Source organism: Pseudomonas sp. 1152_12, from assembly GCF_052850675.1.
In genome coordinates this window covers 1-16459 of sequence record NZ_VXCW01000005.1, presented here as the reverse complement: position 1 = coordinate 16459, position 16459 = coordinate 1, and the positions used below count along the sequence as shown (strand labels likewise).

Sequence of the window (16459 nt, the reverse complement as noted above, 5' to 3'; positions counted from 1 at the left end):
AGCCACCCCGGGGGATTTCATGTTTTGCGCGCCTTGCCACGCTACGCACCTGTTTCTTCGACCGACCCTTATTGCCACGTGCATGGCGTTTAGCCTCAGTGCCCAGGCCGAGTCGCTCAAGCTGCAACTGCCCGCCCAGTCGCTAGCCACATCCCTGAGCCAGGTGGCGCAGCAGGCGAAAATCCAGCTGCTGTACGATGAAACACTGCTCAAGAACGTGCAGGCGCCCGCGCTCAACGGCGAGTTCACCGCGGAACTAGCGATTCACAGCCTGCTGAAAAACGGCGAGTTCACCCTGATCAAGGTCGGCACCACCTACGTGGTACGCCCCGACGAAGGCAAGCCCCCCCAGAGTGGCGCCATCCAGCTGGACGCGCTCAGCGTGATCGGCACCGGAAACGAAGTCGATTCCAGCACCGTCAACCGCTCCACCTTGAGCCAGGCCGACATTGATCGCCACCAGTCCAATAACATCCCCAGCCTGTTGCAGACCTTGCCCGGCGTGAGCCAGGGCGGCTCGCTGAAACCCGGCGGCCAGACCATCAACATCCGTGGTTTCGGCGATGCCGAAGACGTGCCGATGACCGTCGATGGCGCCACCAAAAGCGGCTTTGAGCGCTATCAACAAGGCACGGTGTTTATCGAGCCCGAGCTGATCAAGAGCATCGAGGTCGAGAAAGGCCCCAACTCGCCGTTCACCGGCAACGGCGGTTTTGGCGGCACTGTGAACATGACCACCAAGGATGCCCCGGACTTGCTCAAAGATGGGCACAACAGCGGCGCGATGCTCAAGTACGGCTACTCCAGCAACGACCACGAACAGGTCTACAGCGGCGCCGTGTATGGCCGCACCGAGGACGGTCGCTTCGACGTCCTGGCCTACCTGACCCAACGCGACGGCGGCGACATGAAGGTGGCCGCCAAGCTGCCCAACGAGGACAACCTGTTCCCGATCAACCCTCAGCGCCTGCCCAACAGCGCCCAGGACGTGGACGGCAAATTGTTCAAGGTCAACGCGCACCTGACCGATGAGCACAGTGTCGGGCTTTCCTACTCGCGCTCCCACAGCAACCGCTGGACACCGTTTTCCGCCGCCAGCTACCCGGCGCCGCCGACCCAGGCCCAGATCGACCGCTACGGCTACGAAGGCGCGTTGACGCGTTTTTTAGCCCACCGCGACACCGTCGACACCACCTGGTCGGGCAAGTATGAATACCAACCGCTGGACAACCCGCTGGTAGACCTGACCGTCAAATATTCGCAGTCCAACACCGACCAGACCGACGAGCGCAACGCCAGCGCGTTTTTCCAACTGGCCACCGGCGGGCGCAAGATGGACACCTCCTACACCGACAAGAACCTCGACATCCGCAACGTCAGCCTGTTTGCCACCGGGCCCTTGCAGCATGCAGTCACCGTCGGCGGGCAGATCCGCAAGCACATCCGCGAAACCGAGATGTGGATGCCCGGTAAAACCTACGACACCGCGCGCTACAACTACGGGCACTTCCAGCCGGGCTTCATGCCCCACGGCAAAGTCGATACCAACAGCTTCTTTGTGCAGGATGCGGTGACCGTAGGCGATGTGACCATCACCCCGTCCCTGCGCTACGACCATGTGCGCAACCGCGGCGAAGGCAACGATGCGCCGTACTACAACAACGCTGATCCGGCTGTCGGGCACGATTACAGCGACCGTACCTACACCGGTTGGTCGCCGCGCCTGGCGCTGTTCTGGAACGTCACCCCAAACTTGGGGCTGTTCGCCAACTGGAGCAAGACCTGGCGCGCGCCGGTCATCGACGAGCAGTATGAAGTGCAGGGTCTGGGCAGCCGCACCGCCACCAGCGTCGACCTCGACCCGGAACGCATCACCTCGATCACCATGGGCAGCGTCGTCAGCTTCGATGACCTGCTCGCCCAGGACGACAACCTGCAAGTGCGCACCACGCTGTTCCACAACAAAGTCGAAGACGAAATCTTCAAGGCCACCGGCGTCGGCTGCCAGAACCAGGCCGTCAATGGCGGCACGATTTCCAGCGCCTGCCCACCGGGCGCGATGTCCAACTACCGCAACATCGGCGGCCTGACCATCAAGGGCTTTGAGCTGGAATCGTTCTACAACTCCACCTACCTGTTCGGCTCGGTGTCGTTCGCCTACGCCAAAGGTGACCACGAAGGCGCCTACACCAACCCGTGGGGCCCGAACGTGGCGGCACGTGATATTCCACCGACCAAATGGGTGCTGGTACTGGGCACCCACATTCCGGCGTGGGATGCCCAGGTGGGCTGGATGGGTCAGTTCGTCGGCGCGACCGACCGCTTGCCCAGCGACAAATATTCCGGCGGCCCGGGCAGTAGCGTGGGCGACCTGTTCTACGACCAATACGGCAACAAGGCCTACAACACCCAAGGCCTGTTCGCCAAATGGAAGCCGCAACAGGCTTACCTGAAAGGCACCGAGGTGAATTTCACCGTGGACAACCTGTTCAACAACAACTTCCGCCCGGCCTTGAGCGGCGACCGTGCCTACACCAAAGGCCGCGATGCGAAGATCAGCATTACGCGGTTCTTCTAAAACGCCCACATGACCTCAACTGTACGGATAAATCGGCCATCAGCTGTAAGCCCACAACCGACGGGGGTTGTGGCTAGATGGGCTTCCCTTGAAGCCCTCTAGTTTCGGTCCCCATCATGAGCTCGCGCGAAAACACCGGCATGGCCCTCGGCCTGCTGGGCGTCATCATCTTCAGCCTGACCCTGCCCTTCACCCGCATCGTGGTGCAGGAAGTTCACCCGTTGCTCAACGGCCTGGGCCGTGCCTTGTTCGCGGCAATCCCGGCGGCGGCGCTGTTGCTGTGGCGCCGCGAGCGCTGGCCGACCTGGCGCCAGGTGCGCGGGCTGTGCCTGGTGATCGCAGGCGTCATCCTCGGCTTCCCGGTGCTGTCGGCCTGGGCCATGCAAACCTTGCCCGCCTCCCATGGCGCGCTGGTCAACGGCCTGCAGCCACTGTGCGTGGCGCTGTACGCAGCGTGGCTGTCCCATGAGCGGCCGTCAAAAGCGTTCTGGGCCTGCGCGGCGCTGGGCAGTGGGTTGGTGCTCAGTTATGCGTTGATCACCGGCGCCGGCAGTATCCAGGCGGGTGATTTATTGATGCTCGGCGCAATAGCCGTGGGCGGCCTGGGTTATGCAGAAGGTGGCCGATTGGCCAAGGAGATGGGGGGCTGGCAGGTGATTTGCTGGGCGCTGGTGCTGTCGACGCCCGTGTTGATCGGCCCGGTGTGGTACCTGGCGGCGCAGCATCAAGGGGCGATTTCCACACGCGCCTGGTGGGCGTTCGGCTATGTGTCGCTGTTCTCGCAATTCCTGGGCTTCTTCGCCTGGTACGCCGGGTTGGCCATGGGAGGCATTGCCCGGGTCAGCCAGATTCAGCTGTTGCAGATTTTCTTTACCATCGCGTTTTCGGCGTTGTTCTTTGGTGAACATATCGAGCCGATTACCTGGCTGTTTGCCTGTGGTGTGATCGTGACGGTGATGCTGGGGCGCAAGACGGCGGTGCAGCCAGCACCCGTTCCCAAGCCGAACGCAGTCTAAATGTGGGAGGGTGCTTGCGCCCTCCCACATTTGATTTGCAGCGGTCTCAGCTCAGGTAGCCATCCGTGCGCAGCAAGGTTTCCAGGCAGTGTTCGCTGATCTGGTAGAACGCCTTCAACTCCCGGATTCTCTCCAGCAACTGCGCGTTATCCAAAGGCTCGGCGCGCTTGACCGCCAAGATCATCTTGTTCTTGTTCGTGTGTTCCAACGAGACGAACTCGAACACCTTGGTCTCATATCCACAGGCCTCAAGGTACAAGGCGCGCAAGCTATCGGTGACCATTTCCGCCTGCTGACCGAGGTGCAGACCGTATTGCAGCATCGGCTTGAGCAGCACCGGGCTTTGGATCTGCAGGCGAATCTGTTTGTGGCAGCACGGCGAGCACATGATGATCGACGCACCAGAACGGATGCCGGTGTGAATCGCATAGTCAGTGGCAATGTCACAGGCATGCAGCGCGATCATCACGTCCAACTCGCTGGGTGCCACGCTACGCACATCACCGCACTTGAACACCAGCCCTGGGTGTTCGAGGCGCGCGGCGGCGTTGTTGCACAGGGTCACCATGTCTTCGCGCAGTTCGACGCCGGTCACTTCGCCCTCGGCCTTGAGGGTGTTGCGCAGGTAATCGTGGATGGCGAAGGTCAGGTAGCCCTTGCCGGAACCAAAGTCGGCGACGCGCACCGGCAGGTTGAGCTTCAAGGGTGAAGACGTCAGCGCATGGCTGAACACTTCGATGAACTTGTTGATCTGCTTCCACTTGCGCGACATCGACGGGATCAGCGCCTGCTTGGCATCGGTCACGCCCAGGTCGGCGAGGAACGGCCGGCTCAGGTCGAGGAAGCGATTTTTCTCGCGGTTGTGCTCGGCGGACGGCGCCTCACGCAGTTGCTGCGGCTTGCTTTTGAACAGCGAGCTTTTGTTCTTCTTGCTGTATTCCAGCTGGGCTTCGTCGGTCAGCGACAACAAGTGTGCATTCTTGAACGACGCGGGCAACAGCTCGGCAACCGCCGTTACACCGTCAGCGAGGGGCCAGTTCTTGGTGATGTCACGGGTCTTGTAGCGGTAGACGAAGGACAGGCACGCCTGCTCCTTGACCGTCACGGGCTTGATGATCAGCCGCTGCAACTCGGTTTCCTCACCGACGTACTTGGCCAGCACCAACTTGATAAACGCATTCTGCGCCAGGCTTGCGCTCAGCAGCTCGATGAACTGGGCGTGATGATCCGGCGCAGGGCTGGCAGGTTGAGCGGTGACGGACATGAACAAAAACGCCTCGGGCTGGGAATGCCGGGCATTTTAGGGGGGATAGTGATTCAGGGCACGGGGTTATTTGACCAGTGGTCGATTCTAACGCGCAGCACAGATCTAAATGTTGGAGGGGGCTTGCTGCCAATGGCAGTGTGTCAGTCAGCACACGTGCACCTGATACAGCGCTATCGGGAGCAAGCCCCCGACCACTTTTTTAGATCCGTGTGGCCAGGGTTATTCGAGCACGATCAACCGATTCGGCAGTTCATTACGCGTCTGCGTCACCGGCACATGTACCTTCAGCAACTCGCCACAGGCCTCGATACACTCAATAAACCCCGCCAACGTCTGCCCCTGTTTCACCCGCTGGGTAAACGCCTTGACGATGTCGTCCCAACTGCTGTCATCCAATCGTTTGGAAATTCCGTCATCCACCAGAATCTCCACATATCGCTCCGCCTCGCTGACAAAAATCAGCACACCGGTGCTGCCCAACGTGTGGTGCAGGTTCTGCTCCAGGAACTGGCGGCGCGCCAGGTTGGACGCGCGCCAATGCCGCACCGAGCGCGGAATCAAGCGGGTGGTGACCTTGGGCAGGCGGAACACCAGGCACAACACAATGAAGGTCGCCCACTGCGCCAACAGCAAGGTGTACATGCTCAGGTAGCCCGACAAGTAATGCACCACGCCGGGCACCACCAACGCGATCAGGCTGGCCCATAGCAACGGAATGTAGGCGTAATCATCGGCACAGGCCGCCAGCACGGTGACCAGTTCGGCATCGGTGGTTTTTTCGACCCGAGCGATCGCCTCGGCGACCTGGCGTTGCTCGTGTTCACTCAGTAGTGCCATGGTTGTAGATGCCCCTTTCTAGTTATAGTCATTACCAGCCGCCTGAGGCACCACCGCCGCCAAAACCACCGCCGCCACCTCGGAAACCACCGCCACCACCGCCGCCGCCGCCACCGCGCCCGCTGCTGCTGAGAATGGCCAGCAAAATAGCGCCAACCGGCAGGCCCAGGCGATTGCACAGCCACAACACCCCGATCAACAGAATGAACAAGCCGATCGAAAGCCCGGGATTATCCTTGGCGAAGTTGGCGTCCGCCACATGGGCCGGCACCGCCAAGGGTTCACCGCCCACCACTTGCAGCATCGCCGCCACGCCGTCGCTGATGCCCTGACTGTAATTGCCGGCCTTGAACTTGGGCGCGATCACCTGGTTGATGATCACCCAGGACTGCGCATCAGTCAGCACACCTTCGAGGCCATAGCCGACTTCGATGCGCAATTTGTGCTCATCACGGGCGACGATCAACAGTGCGCCGTTGTCCTTGCCCTTTTGCCCGATGCCCCACTGGCGCCCCAATTGGTAACCGTAGTCCTCAATGGCTACGCCTTGCAGGTCGGGCACGGTGACCACCACGATCTGATCACCGGACTTCTGCTCAAGCAGCGCCAACTGTTGGGTAATCTGCACTCGCGTTGCCGGGTCGATCATCTGGGCGCTGTCCACCACCCGCCCGGTTAATGGCGGGAACGTCGGCGCGGCCTGAGCCGCTCCGACGCAGGCCAGCAACCACAGCGCCAAGCCTATCCGTAATAAACGCATCGACACCTCAGAGAAGCCTTATTTGAACTTCACTTGCGGCGCTTTATCAGCGTCGGTACTGGTGGCTTCAAATGTGGCGCGGATCGGCAAGTCGCTGTACATCACGCTGTGCCAAAGGCGACCTGGGAAGGTACGGATTTCGGTGTTGTACGCTTGCACCGCCTGGATGAAATCGCGACGGGCCACGGCAATGCGGTTTTCCGTGCCTTCAAGTTGCGATTGCAGGGCCAGGAAGTTCTGGTTGGCCTTCAGGTCCGGGTAGCGCTCGGACACCACCATCAAACGGCTCAAGGCGCCGCTCAAACCGTCCTGGGCTTGCTGGAACTGCTTGAGTTTCTCAGGGTTGTCGAGGGTGCTGGCATCCACCTGAATCGACGTGGCCTTGGCCCGCGCTTCAATCACGGCGGTGAGGGTGTCTTGCTCATGGGCGGCGTAGCCCTTGACCACCTCCACCAGGTTAGGGATCAGGTCGGCACGGCGTTGGTACTGGTTCTGCACCTGGCCCCAGGCCGCCTTGGCCTGTTCATCCAGCGTCGGAATTGTGTTGATGCCGCAACCGCTGAGCACGCTGCTGATCAGTAGTAGAGCCGCGGCTTTCCAGCCCCAGCGGTAATTTTGTGCTGCTTGCATGGTGTTTCTCCTGCCCAAACTGGATGGAATTTGACGACTAACCCTATAAATCGCGCGCTTGGGGCATAATCCGCCGCCACCACTGGATTGCATTGAGCCAATCAGCTAAAAAGATGCCCAGCGCGAATAAGAGTTCACAAGTGTCGTGCATTTACTGCAATAACACTCGAACAACAACATAGGTTCCCCCACATTTTGGCAGAACAGCGCGATTGTGCTGTGCAGTGAGCCGAAAAAGGATATTCATGAAGAAGCTGTGTTTGCTCAGCCTTGTTGCCATTCTGGCCACTCACCCCGTATGGGCAGAAACAAAGCCTGCTGCGCTTAAAGACAAGGACGCCTTCGTCAGCGACCTGCTCAAGCAGATGACCCTGGATGAAAAAATCGGCCAATTGCGCCTGATCAGCATCGGCCCCGAAATGCCTCGCGAGCTGATCCGCAAGGAAATCGCCGCTGGCCGTATCGGTGGCACCTTCAACTCGATCACGCGCCCGGAAAACCGTCCGATGCAGGACGCGGCCATGCGCAGCCGGTTGAAGATCCCGATGTTTTTCGCCTACGACGTGATACACGGCCACCGTACGATCTTCCCGATCAGCCTGGCCCTGGCCTCCAGCTGGGACATGGACGCCATCGGTCGCTCCGGGCGCATCGCCGCCCAGGAAGCCGCCGCCGACAGCCTCGACATCACCTTTGCGCCGATGGTCGACATCTCCCGTGACCCGCGCTGGGGGCGTACTTCCGAAGGTTTCGGCGAAGACACCTACCTGACGTCGCGCATTGCCGAAGTGATGGTCAAGGCGTTCCAGGGCGCCAGCCCCGCCAATGCCGATAGCATCATGGCCAGCGTCAAACACTTCGCGCTGTATGGCGCGGTGGAAGGCGGACGCGACTACAACGTGGTCGACATGAGCCCGGTCAAGATGTACCAGGACTATTTGCCGCCCTACCACGCAGCGATCAAGGCCGGTGCCGGCGGCGTGATGGTGGCGCTGAACTCGATCAACGGCGTGCCCGCCACCGCCAACACCTGGCTGATGAACGACCTGCTGCGCAAGGACTGGGGTTTCAAAGGCCTGGCCGTCAGCGACCACGGTGCGATCTTCGAGCTGATCAAGCACGGCGTGGCCAAGGACGGCCGTGAAGCCGCCAAACTGGCGATCAAGGCCGGCATCGACATGAGCATGAACGACTCGCTCTACGGCAAGGAATTACCCGGCCTGCTGAAATCCGGCGAGATCGAACAAAGCGACATCGACAACGCCGTGCGTGAGGTGCTCGGCGCCAAGTACGACATGGGCCTGTTCAAAGACCCGTACCTGCGCATCGGTAAGGCCGAAGATGACCCGGCCGACACGTACGCCGAAAGCCGCCTGCACCGTGCCGACGCACGTGATGTCGCGCGCCGTAGCCTGGTGCTGCTGAAAAACCAGAACAACACCCTGCCGCTGAAAAAATCCGCGACCATCGCCTTGGTCGGCCCGCTGGCCAAGGCACCGATCGACATGATGGGCAGTTGGGCCGCCGCCGGCAAACCGGCGCAATCGGTGACCCTGCTCGACGGCATGAACGCGGTGATCGGCGACAAAGGCAAAGTGATCTATGCCCGTGGTGCCAACATCACCAACGACAAGGCGGTGGTCGACTACCTCAACTTCCTCAACTTCGATGCGCCGGAAGTAGTGGATGACACCCGCTCCCCGCAGGTGCTGATCGACGAAGCAGTGAAGGCCGCGAAAGACGCCGACGTGGTGGTGGCTGCCGTGGGCGAATCGCGTGGTATGTCCCACGAGTCCTCGAGCCGTACCGACCTGAACATCCCGCAAAGCCAGCGCGACCTGATCAAGGCCTTGAAGGCTACCGGCAAACCGCTGGTGCTGGTGTTGATGAACGGCCGCCCACTGTCAATTGTCGATGAGAACCAACAGGCCGATGCGATCCTGGAAACCTGGTTCGCCGGCACCGAAGGCGGCAACGCCATCGCCGATGTGCTGTTCGGTGACTACAACCCATCGGGCAAGCTGCCAATCACCTTCCCACGTTCGGTTGGTCAGATTCCTACCTACTACAACCACCTGACCATCGGCCGCCCGTTCACCCCGGGCAAGCCGGGCAACTACACTTCGCAGTACTTCGATGACACCACCGGGCCGCTGTTCCCGTTCGGTTATGGCCTGAGCTACAGCACGTTCAGCCTGTCGGACATGGCACTGTCGTCCACTACCCTGAACAAGACCGGCAAGCTCGACGCCAGCGTCACGCTGAAAAACACCGGCAAGGTCGATGGCGAAACCGTGGTGCAGCTGTATATCCAGGACGTGGCCGGCTCGATGATCCGCCCGATCAAGGAGCTGAAGAATTTCCAGAAGGTCATGCTCAAGGCCGGCGAAGAGCGCACGCTGCACTTCACCATCACCGAGGAAGACTTGAAGTTCTACAACACCCAGCTCAAGTTCGCCGCGGAACCGGGCGAGTTCAATGTACAGATCGGGCTCGACTCCCAAGACGTTCAGCAGCAGACGTTCGAGTTGTTGTAACACCATAAGCCCCCTCTTTTTTGAAGAGGGGGCCTGCGCATCCAAGTCGGTAAAAAGCTCACTTTCCCGGCCCATTCAAGCCAAGTCCTACATCTGGCCCTACTTCCACTCACACACCCTGTCAGCCCAATTTAATGTGCAGGTGTGTGGATCATGTCGCCCATAAAAAGCGCTCGGTCGGCGAAAAAAAGAGCGTCTATTCAAGCATCGTTCAAGCAAAATGCTATTGCCCTCTGTGTACTCGGCGGCCTGTCGGGCATGCCGGTTGAAGCCGCGAACTACGTCGAGCAAGGCCGACTGCACGACGCAGCCAGTTGGCGCAGTGACGAGTTCAAGAGTAACTGGGGGTTGGGCGCGGTCGGCGCTGATTACGCCTATGCACGGGGCTTAAGTGGCGCAGGAGTACGATTAGGCGTTTACGACTCTGGAACAGACCTGCGCCATAGTGAGTTTGCGGGGAAGCCAAATGTCGGCGTGCTGATGGCTGACACCGGCTGCATGAGTGGGACTGTGCTGGAGAGAGGCTGCTTCTACACAGAAGGAGATCGCGCGGCGGTAACCGTTATCGATTCATTACCACCCGAAGCATTGACCGCCCTTGAAGAGGCTATAGCCGATGGCATCCTCACCCGTGAACAACTTGATGAATATCTCGGACTTGTAGGGGCCACCTACAATGCGCATGGCACTCACGTTGCCGGCACAGCACTCGCCCATCGTGATGGGTCCGGCATCCAGGGTGTGGCTTACGCAGCCAACTTAAGTGCAGTGCGCAAGTACGGCAACACCTACCTGGGAGGCCCCATTTCCATAACAGACATTTTGCGCGCCCCGCTTCCAACGGTTGCAGCGGTAGACGCCGCCTATGCCCAATTGCACAGTCAGAATGTACGAGTCGTCAACAATAGTTGGGGGAGCCCATTTTCGCCCGCGAACGACACAGAGCTGGACATGGCATTAAGCGAAACAGGAACCTCCGTTTATTCAGAACTCAAGGCCATAGCAGACAACGCTATCACGTATGGGATGCTGCAAGTCTGGTCAGCAGGCAACGTAACCACAGCAAACGAATCCCCCCAAAAAGCGCTCAATGCCGGGCTTCATCCCAGCCTGCCACGTGCCATTGCAGCGCTGGAGCCCTATTGGCTGACCGTCGTCAACTTAAATAAAGAGCTGACCCTAGGCGAGTATTCAAAACGCTGTGGCTTCAGCAAAGACTGGTGCCTGGCCGCGCCCGGAACGGATATCAACTCGTCCTGGGTCACAGGTTCCATACAAACCGAAAACCACTTTGACCAGGACGGTGGTGTCAATGGTTTCGCAGTGACCGGTGATAAGCCCGAGTTAGGCTATATGTTAAGTTCCGGCAGCTCCATGGCTGCCCCCCACGTCACCGGTGGCCTGGCACTGCTGATGGAGCGTTTCCCCTACCTCGACAACCCACAAATCCGCGACGTACTGCTCACCACCGCCACCGACCTCGGCGAGCCGGGTGTCGACGACGTCTACGGCTGGGGCCTGATGAACCTGAAAAAAGCCATCGACGGCCCCGGCCAACTGCGGGTGGATAACAACGTCAACATGGACCGCCCCGCCGGCGGCGCAATCGTCTGGCAAGGCGGTGCCTGGGATGATTGGCGCAACGATATCAGCGGCCCGGGCCGCCTGGAAAAAACCGGCATCGGCTGGCTGCGCCTGAGCGGCAATAACAGCTTTGCCGGAGCCACGCTCAAGGAAGGTATTCTGGAGCTGGACGGTATCAACACCCTCAAGGGTGACGTCAATGTCGACGGCGGCGCTCTGCGCCTGAACGGTTCATTGGCCGTCGTGGGCGATTACACACAAGCCGCCGGTTCAACCCTGATGACTGGGCTGGTGGACCCGTCAGCCCCGGCAAAACTGCAGGTGCAAAACCAGGCGTCTATCACTGGCGGCTCGCTGTACCTCAGCGCGCAACCCAACAGCTACTATCTGGGCCAGCGTTACAGCATTCTCCAGGCCCAAGGTGCATTGACTGGCGAGTTTGCCTCAATCGACCGCCGTGAATTCTCACCCTTCCTCAGTGTTTCCCAGGTCAAGGAAGGCAACGTTTTGCGGGTGGAATTCGGCCGTGGCCGGTCACTGGCGTCGGCAGCCGGCACTGCCAACCAGCGCGCCGTCGCCACTGCCGCCGATGCTGAAACCCTGCCATCGCCGGTGCTGCAGCGCCTGACTGCGTTGTTTCCCGACCAGGCACCTTCGGCACTCGACCCGTTGAGCGGCGAACTGCATGCCAGTACCCAAGCGGTGTTGATCGAAAACAGCCGCGTGTTGCGTCAGGCCGCACTCGACCGTCAGCGCCTGGCGCAAGACAGCCGCACCGACGCACCCGAAGCCAAAAACCAAGGGGTCTGGGTGCAACTGCCGCGTCAGTCCGGCCAACTCGCGGGCGACAGCAATACCACGCGTACCGCGCACAGCAGCACGGGCCTGTTGCTTGGGTTCGATCACACACTGGAACAAGGCACCCGACTGGGCGTGATCGCCGGCAGCGGTCAAACCGAAGTGAAAGCTGGAGCGCGTGGCAAGGCGACGCTCGACACTTACCAATTGGGCCTGCACGCGGGCCACACGTGGGACGCGTTCGGCCTCTATGGCGGCATCGCTTATGCGCAACATGAGATCCAGACAAAACGCCGCGTCAGCTTCCCCGGCCTAGAAAACAGCCTGTCCGCCCAGTACGCCAGCCGCACCGTGCAGACATTTGCTGAGGCGAACTATAAGTTCAGCCATGATTTCTGGGATTGGCAGCCGTACCTGCAACTGGCCAATGTGCAACAGCGTAGCGAAGGCTTCGGAGAGCGCGGGGGCATCGCCGCACTGAAGGGCAAACGCTCGAAGGAAAACGTCAACCTGACCACTGCTGGCATGCGGTTCAACCTGGACTTGGGCAAGGCGCAGGTCGGCCCGTCGTGGTTGAGCGTGCGCGGTGGCCTGGCCTACACCCATGCCAGCGGCGACCTGCAACCGACCACCCAGGCGGCTTGGGACGGCGGGCGTGTGATGAGCGTCAGCGGCGCGCCGCTGGATCGCCTCAGCACCCGACTGGAGCTGGGCGCCACCGCGCGCCTGACACGCGACAGCGCGTTGGACCTGGGTTTCACCCGACAACACGGTGAGCGCACGCGAGACCAGAGCATCACGGCGCAGTATTCACTGCGGTTCTAAGCACTGCTATCCGTACAGGCGGGGTGCCTTAGCCCCGCCGCCCCAACAGATTCACCACCAACCGATCGATCCATCCCCACAGCCGCTGCTTGACCCGCCGCCACAACGGCCGCGACTTCCACGCCGCCAGGCTGACCGCCTGGCTCTGAGCAAAATCGCGCTCGAAACTGCCTGCCACGGCCAGCGTCAATTGCGGGTCCAATGCTTCCAGATTGGCTTCCAGGTTAAAGCGCAAATTCCAGTGGTCGAAATTGCACGAACCGATGCTCACCCAGTCATCCACCAACACCATTTTCAGGTGCAGGAAGCACGGCTGGTACTCAAATATCTGCACACCTGCCCGCAGCAGACGCGGGTAATAACGGTGCCCGGCATACCGCACGGACGGGTGATCGGTACGCGGGCCACTGAGCAGCAGGCGCACATCCACGCCACGCCCGGCTGCGCGGCGCAAGGCACGGCGCACGCTCCAGGTCGGCAGAAAATACGGCGTGGCCAGCCAGATGCGTTGCTGGCTGCTGTTCAGGGCGCGAATCAGCGACTGCAAGATATCGCGATGCTGACGGGCGTCGGCATACGCGACGCGCCCCAGGCCCGGCCCCGTCGCAGGCACCTTGGGCAGGCGCGGCAAGCCAAAATGAGTAGCGGGTTTCCACTCCCGCCGAGCCGCGTTGGCGTGCCATTGCCGGTCGAACAACGCCTGCCAGTCGAGCACCAATGGGCCGCTGAAGTAAACCATCACTTCGTGCCATTCGGCTGTGTCTTGCCCCGGCGTCCAGAACTCATCCGTCACGCCGGTCCCGCCGACCACAGCAATACTCTGGTCAACCAGCAACAGCTTGCGGTGGTCGCGGTACAGGTTGCGCATCCAACGTCGCCAGCTCAGCCGATTGTAAAACCGCAGCTCCACGCCCGCGTCAGTCAGGCGCTTGCGTAGCCCCAAGGTAAACGCCAGGCTGCCGTAGTCATCAAACAGGCAACGTACGCGCACGCCACGGCCGGCGGCGAGCACCAATGCTTGGACCATGGCGTCGGCGCAGGCCCCGGCTTCCACCAGGTACAGCTCCAACTCGACTTGCCGTTCAGCGCGAGCGATCGCCACCAGCATCTTCGGGAAAAAGCTCGGGCCGTCAATCAGCAATTCGAAACGGTTGGCGCTGCGCCACGGGAAGACTGCGCCGCTCATGTCAGCGCGCCGTAAAGATCAATACCGCACCCACCGGCACCGACAAACTGATCGACTTAAGCCCCGCCACTTTACGCAACGCCGCCACAGCTGGCGCCAGCTCAAAGTCCTCGGCATGCAGCACCACCGGCTCCAGGGTCACCACTTGGAAACGGCGGTCATCCAGGCGTGTGGCCAACAGCTCGGCGCTGTAGATTTGGGTTTTGCCCCGCAGGGTGACGCTCAGGGGCAGGCGCAATTCCACCTGCGCGCCGGGGGCCAGGTCATTGATGGGTTGCAGATTGATCTGTGCGCTGATCACCGCTTCGGGGAAGGTCTTGATCTGGAACAGGTCGTTGCGCATGCGCTCATCGCGCAGCGGGATGCCGCTGTTGATCGACTCAAGCTCCACTTCCAATCGCGCGGCGCCCTGGCTGTCGACTTTGCCGTGCAGCACCAGGAAGCGATGCACTTCAGCGATTTCGGTGTTTTTGGTGGTGACGAATGACAGGCGTGAGGATTCGTTATCCAGGTACCAATCGGCGTGGGCAGGTAGGGCGGCACACGTCAGCAGCGTGAGTGCCAGCGGTTTGACATTGAACATAAAGACTCATGGGGTAAAAACCTGGACGAACCTTAAGCGCAATCTAATGAACGGCGCAAATCCAATGTGGGAGCGGGCTTGCTCGCGAATGCGATGGGTCAGTCAGCTCATTTGTAACTGACCCAGCGCATTCGCGAGCAAGCCCACAGTTGTTTTGTGCTGTTTATCAGCGCTCAGTACCTCAGAGTAACGCCCGCTGCACTTCACGCACCGTCGCTTCAAGGCTGGCCATATGCAGGTTCAACACACGTTCAACCGGCGCCTGATGCATCGGCCAGTGCAACGCCATGCTGCCGACCAGCCGCCCATTGGCCTGCACCGGCAATGCCACCGCGCGAATCAGGACCTGACTTTCGATTTATTACTTATGACATTGGCGCCCCTGAAAAAAAATGCCACACCGGACGCTTATAACTTTTCGCTTCAAGATCAAAAGCAACTAACACTAAAAAACTGTGATTTTTAACAGGTGACATTCAACGTTCCGACGCCAATCATATTAATGACATCTCAACTCACACAACACCGACAGAACAATCAATGCACGCTGAGCACAAATTATGAAACTATAAACCACTGCTCTAACCAGCTTAAAAACTACTGAACGCAGTAAACACTGTTACTACCCAACAGGCATGTACAAAATTAACTTCCATAGGAGCCCCATATTATGGACACAAATATAAATACAACGTTTGGCTTCAGTATGGCCGTGCGACGCCCCCTATTCACCGTCGCAATATTTCTATTGATAGCCAGCTCGGGAATTTCCCGCCAAGTTCACGCGGTAGCGTTCCAAGAAACACCAGAAGACATTGAAAAAAGTCACTATAATTTGTGTAAGGACAAACTCGGTGCTCAGTTAACCAGAGCGCAGGCTAACAAGCTCGATGGAAACTGCCTGAAAATAACAGTAGAGAAACCTCTGTCACCAGAGGAACAGGAGCGCCAGAGACGAGAACTCGATCGGATGAGCCCCACAGACAACGTGCAGCCCCCCGCGGCCCCCTAACTGCATCAACGTTTCTTGTTTCGAGCAGGATGGCGAGTGCCTTCATCGAAAAGCTGTCGCTTCAGTCGGAAAAAACCTACCCAGATTGCGAGTTGCAGCCAGGAGACCATCACGTTAATCTCCCCCCGTCGCTGCTCATCAGTGACCGGGCGTGGAATCCCGAGAAAGAAGACGCTACAGCGTCGTCATGCAGTCAGTCGGCGCTTTTTTGTGCCCGCTGTTTGTGCTTTATGGCGGCTGTGCGTGGGAGGCCTTGTGCCTGCCGAGTCGCTTCTTCTCGGATTCCAACCTGCGTACAGCTGCCACCCCCACGCTTGGAATCGTGACTGGCAGCTCTTTTTGGTTGTACCAAAGGAGCAAGCTTATGCCGTACGAAATAACCTCAGCCGAAACTATCGGCGCCGCGACCTTCGCAGACTGCGGAGAAAACAAAAGCCATTTGAAAGTGTTCCGCGTCAACGCGGGAGTTCCGCTTGTGGAAGCCCTTGAACACGCCTCGCACGTGCTTTATTACGCAAAAATGCTCTCGCTAGAGGCCGCCATGGACCCCAAGGCGGAGAAGTTCGCGTTCGCCTCGCATTACCTGGGAGAAATGGGTAAGGCCATCATCGATGACTTGCTGCTGGCATTGCAGCCTGGCAGCCCAACCTCGCAGTAAGTCGTTCGCGCCCGATGGCGGTGTGTCAGTCGGCTTATATATAACTGGCCCACCGTATTCGCGAGCAAGCCCGCTCCCACATTTTGAGCTCAGTACATCAGGTAGACGCGTGTACTCGGTCAAATGTGGGAGCTGGCTTGCCTGCGAAGGCATCAACTGGTTATGCCTGATGTGCCAAGGTGCCTGCA

The 16459-nt window shown here is 59.8% G+C and carries 11 protein-coding genes and 1 pseudogene; 5 read left to right on the top strand and 7 right to left on the bottom strand.

The window, feature by feature from the left end:
- Positions 1–19: 19 nt before the first annotated feature.
- Both FW764_RS10200 and FW764_RS10195 read left to right on the top strand, forming a co-directional pair.
- Complete coding sequence (locus FW764_RS10200; protein ID WP_446433827.1) at positions 20–2578, top strand: TonB-dependent hemoglobin/transferrin/lactoferrin family receptor; 2559 nt, start codon at positions 20–22, stop codon at positions 2576–2578.
- Positions 2579–2694: 116 nt separating this feature from the next.
- On the top strand, positions 2695–3594 hold the full coding sequence (locus FW764_RS10195) for a DMT family transporter (protein WP_446433826.1): 900 nt from the start codon (positions 2695–2697) through the stop codon (positions 3592–3594).
- A gap of 46 nt (positions 3595–3640) precedes the next feature.
- Here the strand turns inward: FW764_RS10195 and FW764_RS10190 are convergent, their stop codons facing one another.
- From FW764_RS10190 to FW764_RS10175, 4 genes are all read right to left on the bottom strand, one after another.
- A complete protein-coding gene (locus tag FW764_RS10190; RefSeq protein WP_446433825.1) occupies positions 3641–4858 on the bottom strand; it encodes a class I SAM-dependent methyltransferase in 1218 nt (405 codons plus the stop codon).
- 222 nt (positions 4859–5080) lie between these two features.
- Positions 5081–5698, bottom strand: coding sequence for a TPM domain-containing protein (locus FW764_RS10185; RefSeq protein ID WP_446433824.1), 618 nt, complete (start codon positions 5696–5698; stop codon positions 5081–5083).
- Between the two features lie 31 nt (positions 5699–5729).
- Complete coding sequence (locus FW764_RS10180; protein ID WP_446433823.1) at positions 5730–6458, bottom strand: TPM domain-containing protein; 729 nt, start codon at positions 6456–6458, stop codon at positions 5730–5732.
- 18 nt (positions 6459–6476) lie between these two features.
- Positions 6477–7088 carry a LemA family protein gene (locus FW764_RS10175; RefSeq protein ID WP_446433822.1) on the bottom strand — a complete coding sequence of 204 codons (612 nt, stop codon included), beginning with the start codon at positions 7086–7088 and terminating at the stop codon, positions 6477–6479.
- 245 nt (positions 7089–7333) lie between these two features.
- Between FW764_RS10175 and bglX the strand changes: the two genes are divergently transcribed.
- Both bglX and FW764_RS10165 read left to right on the top strand, forming a co-directional pair.
- Positions 7334–9625, top strand: a complete 2292-nt coding sequence (bglX, locus tag FW764_RS10170; protein WP_446433821.1) for a beta-glucosidase BglX — start codon at positions 7334–7336, stop codon at positions 9623–9625.
- A 153-nt stretch (positions 9626–9778) separates the two neighbouring features.
- Entirely contained in the window at positions 9779–12832 is a 3054-nt protein-coding gene (locus FW764_RS10165; protein ID WP_446433820.1) for an autotransporter domain-containing protein, read from the top strand.
- A gap of 28 nt (positions 12833–12860) precedes the next feature.
- On the opposite strand, the gene FW764_RS10160 is transcribed toward FW764_RS10165, so the two are convergent.
- From FW764_RS10160 to FW764_RS10150, 3 genes and pseudogenes are all read right to left on the bottom strand, one after another.
- Positions 12861–14018 (bottom strand): phospholipase D-like domain-containing protein, encoded by a 1158-nt coding sequence (locus FW764_RS10160; RefSeq protein ID WP_446433819.1) that lies wholly within the window; start codon positions 14016–14018, stop codon positions 12861–12863.
- Position 14019: 1 nt separating this feature from the next.
- Positions 14020–14601 carry a YceI family protein gene (locus tag FW764_RS10155; RefSeq protein WP_446433818.1) on the bottom strand — a complete coding sequence of 194 codons (582 nt, stop codon included), beginning with the start codon at positions 14599–14601 and terminating at the stop codon, positions 14020–14022.
- Positions 14602–14782: 181 nt separating this feature from the next.
- Positions 14783–14944: pseudogene (locus FW764_RS10150) on the bottom strand (IclR family transcriptional regulator); the annotation flags it as partial.
- Positions 14945–15977: 1033 nt separating this feature from the next.
- Here FW764_RS10150 and FW764_RS10145 point away from each other — a divergent pair.
- Positions 15978–16271, top strand: a complete 294-nt coding sequence (locus FW764_RS10145) for a DUF3077 domain-containing protein (RefSeq protein ID WP_446434176.1) — start codon at positions 15978–15980, stop codon at positions 16269–16271.
- Positions 16272–16459 lie beyond the last annotated feature (188 nt).

What these genes read in the sequence shown, in the direction of transcription:
- FW764_RS10200 (WP_446433827.1), top strand. Translation starts at nt 20, where the DNA reads ATGTTTTGCGCGCCTTGCCACGCTACGCACCTGTTTCTTCGACCGACC.
- FW764_RS10190 (WP_446433825.1), bottom strand. Translation starts at nt 4,858, where the DNA reads ATGTCCGTCACCGCTCAACCTGCCAGCCCTGCGCCGGATCATCACGCC.
- FW764_RS10185 (WP_446433824.1), bottom strand. Translation starts at nt 5,698, where the DNA reads ATGGCACTACTGAGTGAACACGAGCAACGCCAGGTCGCCGAGGCGATC.
- FW764_RS10155 (WP_446433818.1), bottom strand. Translation starts at nt 14,601, where the DNA reads ATGTTCAATGTCAAACCGCTGGCACTCACGCTGCTGACGTGTGCCGCC.
- FW764_RS10145 (WP_446434176.1), top strand. Translation starts at nt 15,978, where the DNA reads ATGCCGTACGAAATAACCTCAGCCGAAACTATCGGCGCCGCGACCTTC.
- bglX (WP_446433821.1), top strand. Translation starts at nt 7,334, where the DNA reads ATGAAGAAGCTGTGTTTGCTCAGCCTTGTTGCCATTCTGGCCACTCAC.
- FW764_RS10165 (WP_446433820.1), top strand. Translation starts at nt 9,779, where the DNA reads ATGTCGCCCATAAAAAGCGCTCGGTCGGCGAAAAAAAGAGCGTCTATT.
- FW764_RS10195 (WP_446433826.1), top strand. Translation starts at nt 2,695, where the DNA reads ATGAGCTCGCGCGAAAACACCGGCATGGCCCTCGGCCTGCTGGGCGTC.
- FW764_RS10175 (WP_446433822.1), bottom strand. Translation starts at nt 7,088, where the DNA reads ATGCAAGCAGCACAAAATTACCGCTGGGGCTGGAAAGCCGCGGCTCTA.
- FW764_RS10160 (WP_446433819.1), bottom strand. Translation starts at nt 14,018, where the DNA reads ATGAGCGGCGCAGTCTTCCCGTGGCGCAGCGCCAACCGTTTCGAATTG.
- FW764_RS10180 (WP_446433823.1), bottom strand. Translation starts at nt 6,458, where the DNA reads ATGCGTTTATTACGGATAGGCTTGGCGCTGTGGTTGCTGGCCTGCGTC.